Here is a 17,622-nt window from a genome sequence, read left to right as displayed (position 1 = left end):
ATCCTCCTGCTCAGGGAAATGGAAGTGGGTGGCCCAGCTTGCCGGCGGTCTGGTCGATCGTCTGCTTGAGCGAGTCGTAGTGCGTGATGTCGGGCTTGCCGGTGGACGAGTGCTTGATGTCCGTGGCCGGATCGCCCATGTCCTTGTGCCCCTCGCGCAGCTGCGCCGCCAGGCACTCCTCGTTGCATTGGGGCGCCACCGCCTTGGCACCCTTGGCGCAATGCTTGACCTCGGTCTCGAACGGCACCGGCTTGCCGTGGGCCACCGCCGACGTGGTCTTGTGGTGCGTGTGCCGCAGGCCGTGCGTGCCCGAGCAGCTGCCGCCCTCGGTACACATGCACGGGGCCTTGTTCATGCTGTAGGTCCAGCCGCCGATGGGCGTGCCGCCGAACTTGTCCTTGAAGAACGAACTCTTGGGCACGATGTGGTCGCCCGTCTGCGCGGGGCAGCAGCCGCCGATTCCGTCGGCCACCTCGGGCGACGCCTTGTAGGGCACCAGCCGGCAGCGCCGCGCCGCCAGGCAAGGGTTCTCGCTGGCCTTCTTGGCTGCGCCGGGCAGGTCGCCCTTGATGGAGGCGAAGTCGCCATCCAGGCCGGTCTGGGCGCACACGTCCTTGCCATCCGCCTTGTGCGGCTTGTAGTCCGCGCACGCGGCCTTCTCCTGCGCCTTGTCCTTGTCGCACAACGCCTTGATCTCGGCGTCGTCCATCGAGTCGACGAATGGCCAGGGCACCGCCTCGTTGGCCGTGGGGCTGCCGTGGTTGTTGGTGGTCTTGTCGAGATGGCGCACCGCGTTCTCGCCCTCGAGCTTCACGTCCATCGACCAGTCGATGAAATAGACCTTGCCCTTGTTCTTGCTCGAGACGACGCCCTTCTTGGCCGCGCAGCCGGCCTCGTCCCCGCTCGACGTCTTGAAGTACGACTTGTTCTTGAGCATGACCTCCTTGCCCGAGATCTGCACCGAGCGGCTGCCGTCGGTAGTGTCCGAGGCCAGGCCGGTGTTGGGATAGGGCACCGGCACGCCGGGCGGGGTGGCGGGGTTCTCGGGCGGCGTCATGCACACGTCGGGCAGGGCGCAGATGGTCTTTCCCGCGCCGGCCTTGCAGGCGAGTTCGCGGCCGTTGGCGAACACCTGGTTGGCCATCTCAACCGCCCTGCCCGGCGCGCGCCGGGTGCCAGGCCAGCACCATCGCGGCGCGCCGACCGTCGTCGTTGCCCAGGTGGGCCAGCATCCGCTGGCCGCGCGAATAGGCCTTCTCGCATGCGGCCTTGAGCACGGCCAGCATCACCAGCCCGATCGGCGCGCCCACCTCGCCGATGCAGTCGGCCGGATGCCAGATGTCGAACTCGGTGCGCTTGGTCCGGTCGATGCGCGAGAACGCCAGCGCCGACTCCTTGAAGGGGTACTGCCCACCCGAGGCATCGACGATCTTGAACTGCAACACGCTTTCGCCCCAGCCCGCGTCTTGCAGCGCGTCCTTGATGGCGCGGGTCAGGCCGTCGGCCCGCAGCGGCTGGCCCGAGTCGATGTGCGCCGGCTCGACCGCGAAGCCCAGCCCGTGGCAGGCCAGCTGGCCGGCGTCGGCGTCGGCGTCGGCGTCGAGCGGCGCCAGCAGCAGCGCCGCGGCCGCCTCGCCGGCGATGAACCCGTCGGAGTTCTCGCTCGACAGGAGCCGGTCGCGCGCCTCGGCGTCGGCCAGCGTGGCGGCCGCCAGCAGCGAATCCACCGCCACCACCAGCACCCGCTCGGCCACGCCTTCGGCCAGCCAGCGGCGCGCGTGCAGCAGCGCCACGGCGGCCGACACCCGCCCGCCGGCGATGATCGACGAGCTGGGATGAAAGCGGCACCCGAGCGCCTGCTCGAGCGCCAGCAGGAAGGCGCCGTCGTCGCGCACCGCGCGCCCCGGGCGCCCGCCTTCGGCCAGGCACAGCAGGAGCGGCACGGCGGCGCAATCGGCGCATTGCCAGCCGTCCAGGCATTCGCGCGCCGCGCGTGCGGCCATGGCCAGCAGTCGCTGCTCGCCACGCAGCGGCTTGCCCGGCCACGGCACCTCGCAGCCCATGAGCCATTCGCCGCCGTGGTCGCGAAAGCGCGTCTCCTGGAAATTGTCGATCGCCCCGCGAATGGCTGCGCAGGTGGACGCGGCGTCGAGGCCCACGCCCGTGACCAGGCCGACACGCTGCACGGCCAGCGCATTCATGCCGCATCCTCCGCGCCGCGATTGCGCACCAGCGCGCCCAGCGACGGATGCCAGGTCTTGCCCAGCGCGCGGGCGCGCCACCAGCCCTGGGACATGGTGCCCACCAGCACGTTGCTGATCTCCAGCATGCTCTTGCGCAGGGGCAGCGCGGCACGCCAGGTGACGGTGGCCCAGTGCGCATCGGTATCGATGACCAGCGTGTCCATCACCGCCGTCACCTGCTCGTGACCGCCGCGGCGGCGGAAGAACGACACCGGCAGCCCCTGGCACGGCAGCCGGAAGCGCACGTGCGGCTGCCCGGTCAGGTGTACCAGCGTGACCTCGAGCGATGCCGCGTCGATGGGGTGCGCGATCTGCTGGTCCATCGGCGCCGCCTGGTAGTAGGCGTCCTGGAAGTCGGCCGGCAGGAAAGGGAACGTGTTGTCGATCCAGTCCTGGTCGTACGTGCCCGCGTAGGGCAGGCGCGACGACCATCCGCGCCCGACGGGGCCATAGGCCATCGGCACGTGGTCGCCGTCCGGCGCGCTCACCGGCGCGTCCACCTGCTCGGTCAGGGGCAGCGGCGCGCCGTCCACGTAGCGCCCCTGCAGGTGCCGGTGCCAGCCGCGCCCGACGGGATTGCGCCGGTACGCGGCATGCTCGGCCGGGTCTTCATGGCGCTGGTCCAGGCCGCCGAAGGCCACGTCGTAGGAGATCGGCTGACGCACGAAGGACTGCGGCGGACTCGCGCGTATGCCGCCCAGGCCGCTGGACCAGTGCCGCGGCCCGACGACCGCCATGGACTTCTGCCAAGACTGCGCCCCGGCCGTCACGCGCGCGCCGACCAGCACCCGCTCGACCGGCTCGCCATCGGGCGCATGGGCGCTGCCGTTGAGCAGGATGTCGCAGCGCGGCTTGCGCAGCGCGAAGTCGACCTCCAGCCGGGGCGCCGAGAAGCCGGGCTCGCCGGTGAAGGTATCGGCGGTCACCAGCGGCACCTGCATCGGATGGCGCGGCGCGAGCGCACCCGCCGGATCGTCCGGCGCCGGCAGGCTGAAAGTGCCCTTGGCCACGACCACCAGCCACTCGCGCCCGCTGGGCTCCACGCCCTGCGTGTAGCCCACGGTGTGGCCGCTTGCGTTGACGATTTCCATGTCGATGCGGGTCCTGCGCCGGCGGCCTGCTCAGTTGATCTGGACCGAGCCGCCCTTGATGCGGTGCGTCCCGCTCGAGCGGCTGAGCACGTAGCTGCCCTGTATCAGCACCTTGCCGGCGCGGGTGAGCGTGATGCTGGCCTTGCCGCAGCGCAGCACCAGCTGCTCGCCGGCGCTGACCAGCAGGCGCTGGCCGTCCGCATCCACGCTCACCGCCGGCGGCAACTCGGCCGCCGGCCAGGCCGGCAAGCTGTCGCGCAGCACGCCGGTCACCACCGGGCACCGGCCTTCGCCGGCGAAGGCCAGCAGCACCTGCGCGCCGACGTGCTCGGCGCGCAGGTCGACGGTGCTGCGCGCCGGCAGCGCGGCGCTGCCGGCCTGTCCCTCGAAGACCACGAGCGGCGTGCGCCCCTCGTCGCCGATCGCCAGCAGGCGGCCGATGCACATCGGGGCCGGCATCGGCGCCGGCGTGTGCGCAAGTCCCTGTTCGAAACACGCGTCTCTGCCACTCATCGCTCGCCCTTTCGCTTCAGTTCTGCAGGATCTTCGATCCCTTCATCACGATGTCGCCGCCGGCCTTCGCGTTGATCTTCCCGGAGCCGTCGATCGTGATGTCCTTGCCCTTGATCACGATGGTCCCGTCCTTCTTCATCGTGATGCTGGCGCTGCCGGTGACGATGGAGATCGAGTCGCCGGCGCTGATCTTCAGGTTCTTCGCCACCGTGAGTTCGTCGTCCTTGCCGACACTCGTGGTGCGCCCGCCGCCGACGCTGCGCGACTCGTCGCTGCCCACGTCGGTCGACAGGTTCGAGCCGACCGACACGGAGCGGTTGATCCCCACGCTGGTGGTCTGGTTCGCGCCGACGGTGATGGCCTGCATGGCGCCCACCGTCACCTCCTGCGCCGCGCCCACCGTGATGGTCTCGTTCACGCCCACCGTGTGGGTGCGCTGCAGCGCCACCGTCGCCGTCTCGCTGGCGCCCACGGTGATGCTGCGGTTGGCGCCGATGCCGATGGTCTCGTTGGCCGCCACGTTCTCGCTGCGGTTGGCGCCGATGGAAATGGTCTCGTTGCTGCCCACGCTCTCGGTGCGGTTCGCGCCGATGGAGATGGTCTCGTTGCTGCCCACGCTTTCGGTGCGGTCCACGCCCACGGTGATGGTCTCGTTGTTGCCCACCGTCTCGGTGCGGTCGTGCTTGACGAGCGTGGTCTCGTCGTTGTCGATGGTCTTGGCGCGGTCGTGCCCCACTGTGTGCGTCTCGTCGTTCTCCACCGAGATGTCCTGGTTCTTCTCGGCGTGCAGGTAGACCTGCTCGCTGCCCTTCTTGTCGTCGAAGCGCAACTCGTTGCAGTTGGCCGCGCTGCCGCCGGGCGTCGAGCGGGTGCGAAAGCCGCTTTGCGTGTGGCTGTCGAACGGCTTGGGCTGGTCGTCGTTGTAGACGCGCCCGACGATGACCGGCCGGTCCGGGTCGCCGTTGAGAAAGTCGACGATCACCTCCTGCCCGATGCGCGGGATGAAGTAGCCGCCCCAGCCCTTGCCGGCCCAGGGCTGCGACACGCGCACCCAGCAGGTGGACTTCTCGTTGCGCTCGTCGTAGCGGTCCCAGTGGAAGTGCACCTTGACGCGGCCGAAGTCGTCGGCATGGATCTCCTCGCCGGCCGGCCCGACCACGATCGCGCTCTGCGGCCCCGGCATGGTTGTGCGCGGCGTCACCCGCGGCGGCCGGAAGGGCGCCTGCGCCGGCAGCACGGTGACCAGGAAGGTGCCGACGCCGCGCATCGGCGCGACCAGGTCGGGCGTGCCGTAGACGATGTCGCGCAGCTGCCCCTGCCAGTCCGCGTTGAGCGGGTCTTCCTTCATCATCTCCAGCAGCACCCGGCCCTGGCGCTGCACGTTCGTGTCGTGCTCGCCCATGCCCTCGTAGCCCTCGTGCACCAGCACGAAGCTGCAGCCGGCGACCAGGAAGTCGGCGTCCTTGTCGCCCATGGGGTGGCCGTGGAAGGTGAAGGTGCCGCCCACCGCCACGTCCGGCCAGGGCGTCAGGGCCCAGCTCAGGTGGCGGCGCGCGGCCAGCTCCTCCATGCGGACCTTCGCCGCGTCCGCCGTGTCGTCGTTGCGAAAGTAGCCGCCGGGATATTCGAACACCTCCAGGTCGGCCAGCTCGTGCGAATCGGGGTCGTCCTTGTCGCCGTCGAGCGTCTTCCTGATGGCCTTGAAGTCGCTGTCGCGCGAGGCGAACCTGCCCGAATGCAGCCGGTGCGAGTCCACCCAGCGCGAGATCTCGGCGAAGCGCGCCTCCGTGCTGCCGAACGGGATGTAGTCCAGCGTGTCGGCGACGGGCAGCTTCTCGTGCGCCACCGCGCTGTCGTCGGCCACCTTCATGGTGCCCGGCGCGTCGTGCGCGTCGAACCAGTAGTAGATGCCCTCGTCCTCCAGCAGGCGCGACAGGTAGCGGTAGTCGCTCTCCTGGTGCTGAACGCTGTAGCGGCGCGGCTCATGCTTGCCGATCAGGCTGGCCTTGACCTTCTTGAAGCGCTTGACCGGGCTGCCGTCCACCACCGCGTCGAGGATGTCCATTGCCGCCTTGTCCTGCAGGATGCGCGAGTTGATGCGCTTGTCGAGCAGCCAGAACCAGCTGCGCAGGGTCAGGCGGTACTCGAAGTAGCGCCCCGCGGGCCCGCGCCGCATGAAACGCACGGCGTGGCCCTGGCAATGGCGCTCGTGCCGGGCGTCGTCGGCATCCGCGAAGCCGATCACCACGTCGAAGGCGTGGCCCAGTACGTCCCTGGCCTCGATGTCGTCGCGCTCGGACAGCACGGTCAGCTCGTAGTGCGCCGGCCGCGACAACGACTCCTGGCCGACGATGCACCAGAACATCAGGTCGCCAACGACCGGCGAATCGCCCTGGATGCTGAAGTGCTTGTCGGCCATGCGTCTGCCTTGCTCCTGCCCGTCGGCGTCAGTTGGAATCCATGCTCAAGACGATCCAGCCTCGCCGGCTTTGCAGGCCGACACCAGCCAGCCGGCCACCGGCCGTCCGCCCTCGGTGCGCAGGTGCGCCGCCTGCACTTCGGTTGCGCCCAGGCCGGCGCCCGCCAGCACCTGGCGCAGGTAGTCGGCACGGTGGCCGTAGCGCCCGTGCGGATTGAGCCGCACCGGCTCGGCGGCATCGTCGTCGAGCGCCTCGACGGTGAACATCAGCCAGCCGCCGGGCGTCAGGGCCGAGGCGCAGGCGCGGCAGACCTCGGCCAGGTCGCCGAAGTAGCACAGCGTGTCGGCCGAGACGATCAGGTCGTAGCTGCCGGCGGTGGCGGCGGCGATCCAGGCGGTCAGCTCGGCCTTTTCCAGGCCGTCGTACACGCCGCGCGGCTCGGCCCTGGCAAGCATCCCGGCCGACAGGTCGACCCCTTGCAGCCGGCGCGCCCACGGCCGCAGGAGCGGGCCGCACAACCCGGTGCCGCAGCCGGCGTCGAGCACCGCCAGGGCCGCGCGCGGCGGGCCCAGGCGCCGGCGCACCTCCTGCTCCAGCAGTTGCGGCGCGCGGTAGTGCAGGTGCGCCAGCTTGGCGTCGAAGCTGCCGGCAAAGCCGTCGAACACTTCGGCCACGTAGTCGTCGGCGGCCCGCGCAGGCACGTCGCGGCCGGAGCATGCCGCCAGGTGATGCCGCGCCTGCGGGCTTTCGGGCTCGTCGCGCAGCCAGTCGGCGTAGACGCGGGTGGCTTCCTCGAAGCGGCCCAGCGTGTAGTACGCCATGCCCAGCGCCTGCCGCGCGCGCACGTTCTGCGGCCGCAGGGCCAGCGCCTCGCAATAGCTGATCAGCGCCGCCTCGTTGCGGTGCAGGCTGTGCAGCAGGTTGCCCAGGTTGGTGTGGGCGTCGACGAACGACGGGTCCAGCGCGATCGCGCGGCGGTAGGCCGCCTCGGATTCCTCCGGGCGCTTCTGCTCGCGCCGCAGGACGCCCAGGTTGTTGTGCACGTCGGCGCGTTCGGGCGCCAGGCGGGCCGCCTCTTCATAGGCCGCGCCCGCCTCGTCGACGCGGCCGGACTCCAGCAGCACGTTGCCCAGGTTGTTGTGCCAGTCGGCGATGCCGGGCTGGTGGGCGATGGAGCGGCGGATCAGCGTGGCCGCCTCGTCGCTGCGGCCGCGCTGGTGCGTCAGCACGCCCATGAAGTGCAGCGCGTCCGCATGCTCGGGCTCGGCCGCCAGCACGCGCTGGTACAGGACCTGCGCATCGTCGAGCCGGCCGGCCTGGTGCAGGCCGAGCGCCAGGCCCATGGCCTCGGGCAGCCCGAGGCGCACCGGCGCCGCGGGAGACGGCTCGAGGTTGGGCGGGTGGAACTCGGATCCGGCAGCCATGGCGACGCTCCTGCGCGGTCAGGCGAAGTGGTAGGCGAAGGCGCCGTTCTCGGCCGACACCCGCACGCCGCCGATCGGTGTGCCGGCCATCATCCGGCCCAGGAACTCGCGGCTGATGTCCGGCAGCATCGTGTTGGTCAGGATCGCGTCGATCATGCGGCCGCCCGATTCGCTCTCGGTGCAGCGGCTGACCACCAGCTTGACGACGTCGTCCCCGTAGTCGAGGGGGATCTGGTAGCGCGCCTGCACGCGCTTCCTGATGCGCTCGAGCTGCAGCACCACGATCCGGCCGAGCATGTCGTCCGACAGCGGGTAGTAGGGAATGGTCACCAGCCGGCCCAGCAGCGCTGGCGGAAATATCTTCAACAGCGGCTCGCGCAGCGCCTTGGCCATGCCCTCGGGCTCGGGCATCAGCTCCGGGTCCCTGCACATGCTGGCGATCAGGTCGGTGCCGGCATTGGTGGTCAGCAGGATCAGCGTGTTCTTGAAGTCGATGCTGCGGCCCTCGCCGTCTTCCATGAAGCCCTTGTCGAACACCTGGAAGAACAGCTCGTGCACGTCCGGATGGGCCTTCTCCACCTCGTCGAGCAGCACCACGCTGTACGGACGGCGGCGCACCGCCTCGGTCAGCACGCCGCCTTCGCCGTAGCCGACGTAGCCCGGCGGCGCACCCTTGAGCGAGGAGACCGTGTGCGCCTCCTGGTACTCGCTCATGTTGATGACGATCATGTTCTGCTCGCCGCCGTACAGCGCCTCGGCCAGCGCGATCGCGGTCTCGGTCTTGCCCACGCCGGAAGTGCCGGCGAGCATGAACACGCCGATCGGCTTGCCCGGGTTGTCCAGGCCGGCGCGCGAGGTCTGGATGCGCCTGGCGATCATCTCCATCGCGTGGTCCTGGCCGATCACGCGCTGCGCCAGCAGCCGCGGCAGGTTCAGCACGGTGTCGATCTCGTTGCGCTGCATGCGCCCGACCGGAATGCCGGTCCAGTCGGCTACCACCGAGGACACGGCCTGCGCGTCGACCGACGGCAGGATCAGCGGCGACTCGCCCTGCACCGCACCGATGCGCTGCTGCAGCGCGTGCAGCTCGTCCAGCAGCGCGGCACGGTCCGGCTCCGGCGCGTCGGCCACGGACGCGGCATCGCCCGGCGCGGCGGCGCCGCCCTCGGCGGAAGCGGCGGGCTCGGGCTGCGGCGCGTCCACCGGCTTGTTGCCGTCGCGCAGCCTGGCGCGCAGGGCCAGCAGGCGGTCGACCAGTTCCTTTTCTTCCTTCCACCGCGCGTCGAGCCTTTCCAGCTCGGCGCGCGCCTGGGCCAGCGCCGCCTCGACCTCGCCGGAACGCGCGGCCACGTCGATGCCGATGGCGCCTTCGCGCCCGATGATCTCGCGCTCGACCGTCAGCGCCTCGATGCGGCGCTGGCAGTCTTCCACCTCCGGCGGCATGGCATGCTGGCTCACGGCCACCCGGGCGCAGGCGGTGTCGAGCAGGCTCACCGCCTTGTCCGGCAGTTGCCGCGCCGGAATGTAGCGATGGCTCAGCTTCACCGCCGCCTCGATCGCCTCGTCCAGCAGCTGCACGCGGTGGTGCTTCTCGAGCATGCCGGCGACGCCGCGCAACATGCCGATGGCCTTGCGCTCGTCCGGCTCGGGCACCTGCACCACCTGGAACCGACGCGTCAGCGCAGGGTCCTTCTCGATGTACTTCTTGTATTCGGCCCAGGTGGTGGCGCCGACGGTGCGCAGGTTGCCGCGCGCCAGTGCGGGCTTGAGCAGGTTGGCCGCGTCGCCGGTGCCGGCGGCGCCGCCCGCGCCCACCAGCGTGTGGATCTCGTCGATGAAAAGAATGATGGGCTGCGCCGAGGCCTGTACCTCGTCGATGACCTGGCGCAGCCGCTGCTCGAACTCCCCCTTCATGCTGGCGCCGGCCTGCAGCAGGCCGATGTCGAGCGTGAGCAGCTTCACGCCCTTGAGCTGCGGCGGCACATCGCCGCGGGCGAGCCGCTGCGCGAAGCCTTCCACCACCGCCGTCTTGCCGACGCCCGCCTCGCCCGTCAGCAGCGGGTTGTTCTGGCGGCGCCGCATCAGGATGTCGACGATCTGGCGGATTTCCTCGTCCCGCCCGGTCACCGGATCCATCTCTCCCTTCCTCGCCTTCTCCGTGAGGTCGACAGCAAATTTTCTAAGCGCATCGCCCTTGCCCATGGCGGCCGGGGCCATCGCGCCGGCGTCTTCTCCAGGCGCGCCCGAGCCCATGCCGGTGCCGTCCTGCGCCCGCATCCTCGACTCGGGCGAGGCATCGCAGATCTTGGCGAAGTGGTCGGCCAGGTCCTCGGCCTTGACCTTCTCGAACTGCCTGGAGATGGCCAGCAGCGGGTTGCGCAGGCTGGGCGTCCTGAGCATGCCCACCAGCAGGTAGCCGGTGCGCACCTGCGCTTCGCCGAACTGCAAGGTGGCATAGGTCCAGCCGCGCTCGACGGCGTTCTCGATGTGCGGCGAGAAGTCGCTGATGGCGGTGGCCCCGCGCGGCAGCCTGTCCAGCGCGGCGGTCAGGTCGCGCGCCAGCACCGACACGTCGAGCCCGTAGTGCGCGATGACGCGGTTCAGGTCGGAATCGGGAAGCTGCAGCAGTTGCGCGAACCAGTGCTCCAGCTCGACGTACGGATTGCCGCGCATCTTGCAGAACACGGTTGCGCCCTCGATGGCCTTGTAGGCCAGTGGATTGAGCTTGCCGAAAAGGGCCGTGCGGCTGATCTCGCTCATGGCGTGTCTCCTGTGTCGGGCGCGGCGGAAACTGGCGGCGCGCAGGCGGCTGCCGCCGCGTAGCGCGCGTCCCCGTCGATGCGCACGTCGGCCGCGTCGCGCCGGCGCGGCCCCGCGCCGAGCCAGGACACCCAGCCCAGGCGCGGCGCATTGCCGCGGTGCCGCCCCAGGCGGGTGTCGGGCACCTGCGCCTTGTGCAGCACCAGTTGCGCGTCCCAGAACAGCTCGTCGGCCAGCAGCTGCTGCATCCAGCGCTGCAGCTGCGGCCGGGCGGCACCGGTGGGCAGGAAGCGCCGGTACTCGGCCAGCGACAGCGGCCCCACGTGCAACCGCACGCGATGCTGCCGGTCCCAGGCCCGGCTTCCGAGCATGGCGCCGGCGCCGAGCGCACCGGCGGCGCCGCCGCGGCCGAGCCGCGTCAGGTCGGACGCCGGCAGTGCCATCCAGTGGCCGACCCAGGGTTCGAGCCGCACCGGCACGTCGAAGTAGCGGGTCAGCACGCGCTCCACCGCCTCGGTGCTGTGCACCTGGCGTCCGAGCCAGCCGGAGAAGTACAGGCGCGCGTCGTCGGGCACTTCGTCGCGCCCGCAGCGCGCCGCGGTGCCCACGCCCACCAGCGCGCCCAGCCGGCGCCGGAAGCCGTCCTCCTGCGGCCGGTCCATGCCCACCGCCGGCCGGGCCTGGGCCCAGGCCCGGTAGAAGTACAGCGAGAACCGGTGCGCGAATCCGTCCAGGAAGGCGAGCCAGGTGGGGTCGCCGTGGTTGCGGGTGCGCTCGCGGATGAAGTCGCTCAGGTGCAGCGGCAGCGGCCCGTTCGGGCCCATGTAGCCGAAGAAGGCCTGGCGCAGGCGCGGCGCAGGCGTGGCGCCGGGCTCGAAGCCGCTCAGGCTGGACGGCGCGAACGACAGCGAGGCCTCCTGCCCGACGCGCACCGGCTCGGCACCGGGCAGCAGCGCGTGGCCCCAGCGCGGCGCCGGCGCGGCCACCGCCTCGAGGCGGCGCATGACGGCGAAGTAGTCGTACGCCCAAGGCGCTGCGCATCGCGCCTGCAGCCAGGCTGCGACCCGCTCGCGCGGCGTGCCCGGCGCCGGCGCGCCGCCGTCGTGCACGGCCGCTGGCGCTACAGGATCGGTCGGGTTCCGCACAGCGGCCTCCAGCGCATGACCTCGCCGCGGCCGGCCAGCACCAGCGCGGTCTCGACGAAATGGTTCACCTCGACATGCCGCGCCAGGAAGCGCGCCAGCACCGCCCCGAACAGGAACGCGCTGTGGCCGCGAAAGGCGGCCGCGTCCACTTCCAGCGCCACCTCGAGCCCTCGGCCGAAGGCGATCGGACCCGGCAGCGGCAGGCGCCGCACCACCGGGCGCGACTTGACCGACAACAGGCCGCGCACCTGCGACTGGCGCGCCTCGTCGCCGTGCGCCGCGTAGAGCATCAGCATCTCTCGCAGCGCGGCCGCGCCTTCCTGCGCGGTGCTGTCGGCCAGCGAAAGGTAGTTCAGCGCCAGGTGGTCGAGCACGCGCCAGCCCAGTCCCTGGCTGACCACCGGCGACACCGGGCGCGACGGGCCGCGCAGCACGCGCACGCGCTGCACCGGCTGCGAGTCCATGCATTCGAAGTCGTTGCCCTGACCCAGCGGCATCAGCAGCGGCAGATCGCGGTTGGTGACCAGCGCGGTCACCGCCAGCTGGCGCAGCGAGGCGGCGTACGGCGCCTGCTGCGCGTCCACGATCTGCATGTACAGCTCGGAGCCGATGTGGCTGCTGCGGTGGCCCTCGCTGCGCTGGCGCTGCGAATGCACGCGCGGCTCGCGCGTGGTGGTGAAGTAGGCCGGATGCCCCGGCCGCGCGCCGTGGAAGGCGGCATAGAAGGGCAGGAAGGTGGTCTCGGCCACGTCGCCATTGCCGGGGCTGCCGTGGCCCACCACCGACTGCACGCTGTGCACCTCGAAGTCCTGCGGACGGGTGCGATCGGCCAGCAGGTGGAACTGGCTGGCCCCTTCGTTGACCACCACGCGGTCCAGCCGCCTGGAGAACAAGTTGATCGCCGGCACGCAGTGCAGGCGCAGGTTGTCCGCGCTCACCAGCTTTTCCAGCGCGGCATCGCCGCGCGAGAAGAGCACGACCAGTTCCACGTCGCTGCCGGCCACCTGCGCCAGCGCCTCGGCCAGGCCGGTGATGCGCACGAACTGGAAGCGCTGGGCGAAGGCGAAGTACTCCTGCACCAGGCGATGCCCCGAGAAGCCCGTGGCCGTCACCGGCAGGAGTGCCTCGTCGTCCTCGAAGCCCACCGGCGCCACGCATTGCGCCGGCAGGTGGCGGATCGCGCCGGCCTGCCCGGTCGCCTGCCCGGCGGCCGACAGCGGCTGAACCATCACGCCGAGCGGCTTGCCCAGCAGGCAGGCGTGCAGTTGCCAGGCCACGTCGTCGGCGCCCGCGAGATGGAACACCAGCTCGTCGATCGGCAGCTGCCGGAACTGCAGCCCGCCACCGGCATGCAACGCGATGCGCAGGCCGCCGCGGATGTCCCGGCCCGCGGGGTGCTGGGCCAGCGGCAGGTCGGGCGCGTAGCTGAAGTACTGGGCCCGGCGCACCTGCACCGGCCACAGCCGCACCGCATGGCTGGTGCGGAACTCGCAGTAGGTGTGCAGCCCGGCCGCATGGCGCGCGCGCAGGCCGCTGCCGCGTGGCACGGTCGGGCCGGTGGCCAGGCTGGCGTCCTCGGTGTCGGGCTCCAGGCCGGCGACCATCATGGCGGGCGTGGGCGCCAGGAAGTTCGGATAGACGATGTCCAGCAGGTGCCCGGTGAAGCGCGGGTATTCGGCGTCCAGCTTCAGGCCGACCCGGGCCGAGAGGAATGCGGTCGCCTCGATCAGCCGCTCCACGTACGGGTCGGCGACCTCCTGGCCTTCCATGCCGAGTCGATGCGCGATCTTCGGGAACGCCTGCGCGAACTCCGCGCCGCTTTCGCGGAAGTAGCGAAGCTCCTGTTCGTAGAGGTTCAGCAGCCTGGGATCCATGGTCGTTCCTGCGGCGCCGGCGAACCGGTCAGCGGCCGTCCTCGATCTCGATGCGCCCTTCCTCGAGGTCGATGCGGCTGCGCATGAGGAACTCCAGCGGCACCGGCTGCGCCCACAGCATGCCGCGGATGACCAGCCCGATGCGGTTGTGCGATTCGAGGGCCGAGCCTTCCATGAGAAGTTCCACTTCGAGGGTGCGGGGCAGGATGCGCGGCTCGAACTGCGTGATCGCGTTCCTGAGTGCCTGTTCCATGCTGGCACGCTGCACCGACGAGGTGAACTGGCCGGACAGCATAGGCAATCCGTAGTTCAGCACCGAGCGCGCCGCGTGCGGATGTCGCCGCTCGTCGATGACGCGCGGTCCCATCTCGGTGGCGTTGAACAACCAGCTGAGGTCGCGCAGCACCGCCTCGCGCAGCGCCTGGCGGGTCAGCACGCGCTGCTCGTCGCCTTCGCGCGTCTCGCCCGGCGCATGGTCCACCAGACGATCGAGCAGCGACGGCTGCAGCCGCTCCTGCGCGGTCAGCTCAGGCATCCGCCTGCCCCGCCCCGGCCTGCGGCGCGAAGTCGATCGCGCGCACCTGCAGCATCGGGTGCTCGCTGCCTTCGTCGCCGATGTCGCTGCTCCACATGCGCTGGCCCAGGCCGGCCCAGACATCGGGGCGCAGCGCGCGCCACTCGGTCTTGCGCGCCAGCTGCACCGCGCCGTCGGCGGCATGCTCGCTGCCTTCGTAGCGCGACGGGATCAGCGCCAGCGTCTCGCCGCCGTTCTCGAAGACCAGGTGCGCCGGCAGCCACACCATGTCGCGCAGATCCTCCGGCGGCTCCAGCCGCACCTGCGCCAGGCGCGCGAACGGCACCCAGTAGTAGCGTCCGTTGACGAACGCCTCCAGCACCGGGCCCAGGCGCATGTCGGCATCGGCCAGCCATTGGAAAGCCTCGCCGTCGATGGTGCCGGGACTCGCCGGCGCGGCATCGAAGGCACGCACGCGCAGGTCCTCGGCCATGTCGGGCTCGCCCGCGCCGAGGCGCAGCAGCGATTCGATGAGCAGGGCGAGCCACGGGTCCGGCTCGCCGAAGATCATCGGCGTGCGCCGGCCGGCAAAGACATCGGCGCGCAGGCTCTCGCAGCGGATCGCGTCGCCGTAGACCTGCTTCATCGGCACCGCCAGCGCGTCCATCTCGGCGGCCACGGTCAGCTGGTTGATTGCGCGCTCCCACTGGCCGAGTACGCACAGCAGTTGCGCCATGAACACGCGCAGCTTCGCGTCGGCCGGCCTGGCGCGGATCTCGTCGGTCAGGGCCTGGAGCGCACCGGCCGGGTCGGCCGCCTGGAGCATCTCTGCGGAGCGGGTCATGGCGGGTCCTTGCGATGGCGTTGATGGGCACGCAACGCACGGCGCGCCAGCGCGGATCTGTTGAGCAAAAGCTTAGGCACGACCGCGGCGCGGCGCATCTGCCGGGCGGCGTATGTCAGGGGAGGGACGCCCCGCGCGCAATGTCCGCGCGGCGCCCGTGCGGCCTGCTAGGGCTGGGTCAACGTGCAGGTGCGCACCGCACCGCGCAGGCCCGTCTGCTGCTGCGGCGCCGAGCGGATCTCCAGCTTGCGCGGCGTCAGGCAGATGATCTCGCAAGGCCGGCGCGGATTGCCGCCGGTGAGAATCGCCTGCGTGGTGATGCGCGCGTTCTCCAGCACGAACTCCAGCATCGGCTGCTGGTCGCTGGAGCTGTCGCCGCTGGCCTTGAACACGGAGATCTGCACCTTCAGGTCGCTCTCCTGGTTCTTCAGCAGACTGGCGATGGTGGCCGTGGCCGCATCGCATTCGCGCACGACCATGACGGCGCTCATGCGCACCTGGCCCTTGGCGGTGCCCGGCGGGGTCTGCACCGCGGCCACGTAGCTGTAGCCGCCGATCTGCATGCGCCGCTTGCCGTCCTCGAAGGCGCGGCTGGATTCGCCTTCGACCGCGCTGCCCTTGCTCTCGATCAGCATCAGGTAGTCGTTGCCGGTCTCCTGCGACATGTGGTCGAGCAGGCGTTGCACCTCGCCCGCATCCAGTTGTGCATCCGCGTTCAGGTTCATGGCGTGCTCCGTGCGTGGGGATCGTTCATCGCGCGCCCGCGGGCCATGCGGCCAGCGCGCCGTACAGCTGGCGCCGCGCGTCGGGCGCCGCCGGCCGTGTGCCGCGCAGCCGCATGCCGGCGGGCGGCGTCGCATCCGGCGCGGCCGCGCCGAACAGGCGCGGCGCGGAAAAAGGCGCGGCCGGCGCGGCCACCACCAGCAGGCGGCCGCCGCGCGCCGGGTCCAGCCACGGCAGCTCGAAGCGCTGCATGGCCGGCCGCTCGCGGCTGCCGCGCTCGAAGCGATTCGTCTCGCTCATGGCCGGCGGATACACCTGCCGGATGGCGCCATCGGCATCGATGCCGACCACCACCAGATCCAGCGACTGGCCGCTGGCGTTGCGCACCGACAGGCTCAGCCGTTCGCCGGCTTCGAGTGGCGCGCCGCTGCCGGCCTCGGCCGGCTCGCTGCGCAGCAGCCGGCTGCCGGACCAGACCTCGACGGTGGCATCGAAGCCGTCGAGCTGCCGGCCCCGCGCGAGCCGCTGCAGGCGGCCGAGCCACTTGAGTTCTGCCAGCGCCTGCAGGTAGGTGCGCAACGCGTCCTGGTCCGCCAGCGGCACGGCCTGCTCGTTGATCAGCGCGGCCAGGTCGGGCGAGACGATGCGGGCCTGCACGCCGTCGGCCGTGCGCACGAGCGTCACGTCGGCCGCTTCGCCGGCGCTCGCGGCGCGGAGCGCGGCCGGCCAGGCCAGGCTGATCGCTGCCGGCAGCGCCACGCCGCCACCCACCCGCAACTGGGCGGACGGCGAATCGGCCGACGGCACCACGCTCCACAGCGCGTCGTCGCCGAGCGCGGCCAGCGCGGTCGGCACCGGCAGTTGCGCGGTGCCGAGGTCGACCTCCGTCAACGCAAGCGTGGCGCTGCGCTGCGCGCCGCCTTCCAGCGTGGCCAGCACCCGCACCGGCTGGCCGGGCTCCAGGCCATCGAGCAACCCCGCCGCCAGCAGCAGCTGGCCGCCCGCGCGCCGCGCCGGCCAGGCCGGCCGCGTGGTCAGCGGCGCCGGCGCGGCGCCGTACAGCGGCAGGTCCAGGTTGCCCTCGGCCACCGGCGACGGCAGTTCGCGCGTGGGAAAGCGCGGCGCCAGCTCGCCGATCACCGGGGCCTGCAGCGAGACCACCTGGTTGAAGAGTTCGCGGAAGGTGGCCGGCCGCCGCGCCATCGCCTGCGCGACGGCCCAGGTCAGCAGTCCCTGCGGTCGCGCGCTGCGATCGCCGCGCGGCAGGCGCAGTTCGGGCGTCACCTGGTGGCTTTCCGACGCGAAGAAGGCGACGTAGCGCGCCCGCGGCACCGGCGGCCAGGGCGGCGGCGCCAGGTCGGCCGGCAGCGGCGTGCCGGCCGGCGCCTGCGCCAGCTGGTCGAGGCGGATGCCGCGAAACCGCACCGGGTCGTCGACGTCGTCGATGTCGGCGTCTGCCGGGCCGGACGGCAGGGCGCGCACGCCGCGCGTCATGGAGGTGGCCGCGCAGGTGTCGAACACCGACCAGACGAACACGCCGCGCGCCAGGAAGGCGCGGATCCAGCCGTCGACGTCGACGTCGCGCAGGCCGCCGGCCAGCGGCATGTCGCCCCCGCCGGGAGGCAGCAGCGCGTCACGCGCCAGGAAGTTCTCGGCCAGGCCGTCGGGCTCGGCGTACGCCTTGGCGCGGTCGCGCACGCGCGTGCCGTGGCCGGAGAAGTACAGCAGCACGAAGTCGCCGCTGCCCGAGCGGGCGAGCAGGTCGGCCAGGGCGTCGTGGATGCCGCGCGAATCCGGCAGCGCGGCGCCGTCGATGCCGTCGGCCAGCACGGCGATCTCGCCCGGCGCGAATCCCTGGCGCTGCAGCGCGTCGCGCATCAGGAGCACGTCGTTGCGCGGCGCCTGCAGCCACAGCGAAGGGCTCTGGTGGGCCAGTTCCGACACGCCCACCAGCAGCGCGCGCCGCGCCGCATGTGCCGCCTGTATCTGGCCGCCGGCCAGCAACAGTGCCGCACCCAGCAGCAGGGCCTGCATCCAGCGGGGCGGTGGCAGCAGCGCGTGCATGGGCGAA

13 protein-coding genes are annotated in these 17,622 nt (G+C 71.5%); all 13 read right to left on the bottom strand.

Annotation, left to right across the window (positions count from 1 at the left end):
* Positions 1 to 10: 10 nt before the first annotated feature.
* Positions 11 to 1,144, bottom strand: coding sequence for a PAAR-like domain-containing protein (locus VES41_RS12770; protein ID WP_324817349.1), 1,134 nt, complete (start codon positions 1,142 to 1,144; stop codon positions 11 to 13).
* A 1-nt stretch (position 1,145) separates the two neighbouring features.
* Entirely contained in the window at positions 1,146 to 2,201 is a 1,056-nt protein-coding gene (locus tag VES41_RS12765) for a hypothetical protein (protein WP_324817347.1), read from the bottom strand.
* Entirely contained in the window at positions 2,198 to 3,334 is a 1,137-nt protein-coding gene (locus VES41_RS12760) for a DUF2169 family type VI secretion system accessory protein (RefSeq protein WP_324817344.1), read from the bottom strand. The genes VES41_RS12765 and VES41_RS12760 overlap by 4 nt, the downstream gene beginning before the upstream one ends.
* Before the next feature lie 30 nt (positions 3,335 to 3,364).
* Positions 3,365 to 3,847, bottom strand: a complete 483-nt coding sequence (locus VES41_RS12755; RefSeq protein WP_324817341.1) for a DUF6484 domain-containing protein — start codon at positions 3,845 to 3,847, stop codon at positions 3,365 to 3,367.
* A 16-nt stretch (positions 3,848 to 3,863) separates the two neighbouring features.
* Positions 3,864 to 6,266, bottom strand: a complete 2,403-nt coding sequence (locus VES41_RS12750) for a type VI secretion system Vgr family protein (protein WP_324817338.1) — start codon at positions 6,264 to 6,266, stop codon at positions 3,864 to 3,866.
* A gap of 45 nt (positions 6,267 to 6,311) precedes the next feature.
* Positions 6,312 to 7,691 carry a tetratricopeptide repeat protein gene (locus VES41_RS12745; protein WP_324817336.1) on the bottom strand — a complete coding sequence of 460 codons (1,380 nt, stop codon included), beginning with the start codon at positions 7,689 to 7,691 and terminating at the stop codon, positions 6,312 to 6,314.
* Positions 7,692 to 7,709: 18 nt separating this feature from the next.
* The gene (tssH, locus tag VES41_RS12740; RefSeq protein WP_324817334.1) at positions 7,710 to 10,451 is read right to left on the bottom strand and encodes a type VI secretion system ATPase TssH; all 2,742 of its coding nucleotides are present in this window, start codon (positions 10,449 to 10,451) and stop codon (positions 7,710 to 7,712) included.
* Positions 10,448 to 11,596 carry a type VI secretion system baseplate subunit TssG gene (tssG, locus tag VES41_RS12735; RefSeq protein WP_324817331.1) on the bottom strand — a complete coding sequence of 383 codons (1,149 nt, stop codon included), beginning with the start codon at positions 11,594 to 11,596 and terminating at the stop codon, positions 10,448 to 10,450. Before tssG ends, tssH begins: the two co-directional genes overlap by 4 nt.
* Positions 11,572 to 13,470, bottom strand: coding sequence for a type VI secretion system baseplate subunit TssF (gene tssF / locus VES41_RS12730; protein WP_324817328.1), 1,899 nt, complete (start codon positions 13,468 to 13,470; stop codon positions 11,572 to 11,574). The genes tssG and tssF overlap by 25 nt, the downstream gene beginning before the upstream one ends.
* 28 nt (positions 13,471 to 13,498) lie before the next feature.
* Positions 13,499 to 14,005, bottom strand: a complete 507-nt coding sequence (gene tssE / locus VES41_RS12725) for a type VI secretion system baseplate subunit TssE (protein WP_324817326.1) — start codon at positions 14,003 to 14,005, stop codon at positions 13,499 to 13,501.
* Positions 13,998 to 14,828 carry a type VI secretion system accessory protein TagJ gene (locus VES41_RS12720; protein ID WP_324817323.1) on the bottom strand — a complete coding sequence of 277 codons (831 nt, stop codon included), beginning with the start codon at positions 14,826 to 14,828 and terminating at the stop codon, positions 13,998 to 14,000. Before VES41_RS12720 ends, tssE begins: the two co-directional genes overlap by 8 nt.
* A 167-nt stretch (positions 14,829 to 14,995) precedes the next feature.
* Positions 14,996 to 15,553, bottom strand: a complete 558-nt coding sequence (locus VES41_RS12715) for a type VI secretion system tube protein Hcp (protein WP_324817321.1) — start codon at positions 15,551 to 15,553, stop codon at positions 14,996 to 14,998.
* Positions 15,554 to 15,578: 25 nt separating this feature from the next.
* A complete protein-coding gene (locus VES41_RS12710; protein ID WP_324817318.1) occupies positions 15,579 to 17,615 on the bottom strand; it encodes a caspase family protein in 2,037 nt (678 codons plus the stop codon).
* Positions 17,616 to 17,622 lie beyond the last annotated feature (7 nt).

Source organism: Variovorax sp. (assembly GCF_035634955.1).
Lineage (GTDB): Bacteria > Pseudomonadota > Gammaproteobacteria > Burkholderiales > Burkholderiaceae_C > Variovorax.
Note: the sequence above shows the minus strand (reverse complement) of the source record. Positions and strands in the feature narration are given on the sequence as shown.

Excerpts from the sequence above, each read along its gene's own strand:
- VES41_RS12770 (WP_324817349.1), bottom strand. The coding sequence starts at position 1,144 with ATGGCCAACCAGGTGTTCGCCAACGGCCGCGAACTCGCCTGCAAGGCC.
- VES41_RS12765 (WP_324817347.1), bottom strand. The coding sequence starts at position 2,201 with ATGAATGCGCTGGCCGTGCAGCGTGTCGGCCTGGTCACGGGCGTGGGC.
- VES41_RS12760 (WP_324817344.1), bottom strand. The coding sequence starts at position 3,334 with ATGGAAATCGTCAACGCAAGCGGCCACACCGTGGGCTACACGCAGGGC.
- VES41_RS12755 (WP_324817341.1), bottom strand. The coding sequence starts at position 3,847 with ATGAGTGGCAGAGACGCGTGTTTCGAACAGGGACTTGCGCACACGCCG.
- VES41_RS12750 (WP_324817338.1), bottom strand. The coding sequence starts at position 6,266 with ATGGCCGACAAGCACTTCAGCATCCAGGGCGATTCGCCGGTCGTTGGC.
- VES41_RS12745 (WP_324817336.1), bottom strand. The coding sequence starts at position 7,691 with ATGGCTGCCGGATCCGAGTTCCACCCGCCCAACCTCGAGCCGTCTCCC.
- tssH (WP_324817334.1), bottom strand. The coding sequence starts at position 10,451 with ATGAGCGAGATCAGCCGCACGGCCCTTTTCGGCAAGCTCAATCCACTG.
- tssF (WP_324817328.1), bottom strand. The coding sequence starts at position 13,470 with ATGGATCCCAGGCTGCTGAACCTCTACGAACAGGAGCTTCGCTACTTC.
- tssE (WP_324817326.1), bottom strand. The coding sequence starts at position 14,005 with ATGCCTGAGCTGACCGCGCAGGAGCGGCTGCAGCCGTCGCTGCTCGAT.
- VES41_RS12720 (WP_324817323.1), bottom strand. The coding sequence starts at position 14,828 with ATGACCCGCTCCGCAGAGATGCTCCAGGCGGCCGACCCGGCCGGTGCG.
- VES41_RS12715 (WP_324817321.1), bottom strand. The coding sequence starts at position 15,553 with ATGAACCTGAACGCGGATGCACAACTGGATGCGGGCGAGGTGCAACGC.
- VES41_RS12710 (WP_324817318.1), bottom strand. The coding sequence starts at position 17,615 with ATGCACGCGCTGCTGCCACCGCCCCGCTGGATGCAGGCCCTGCTGCTG.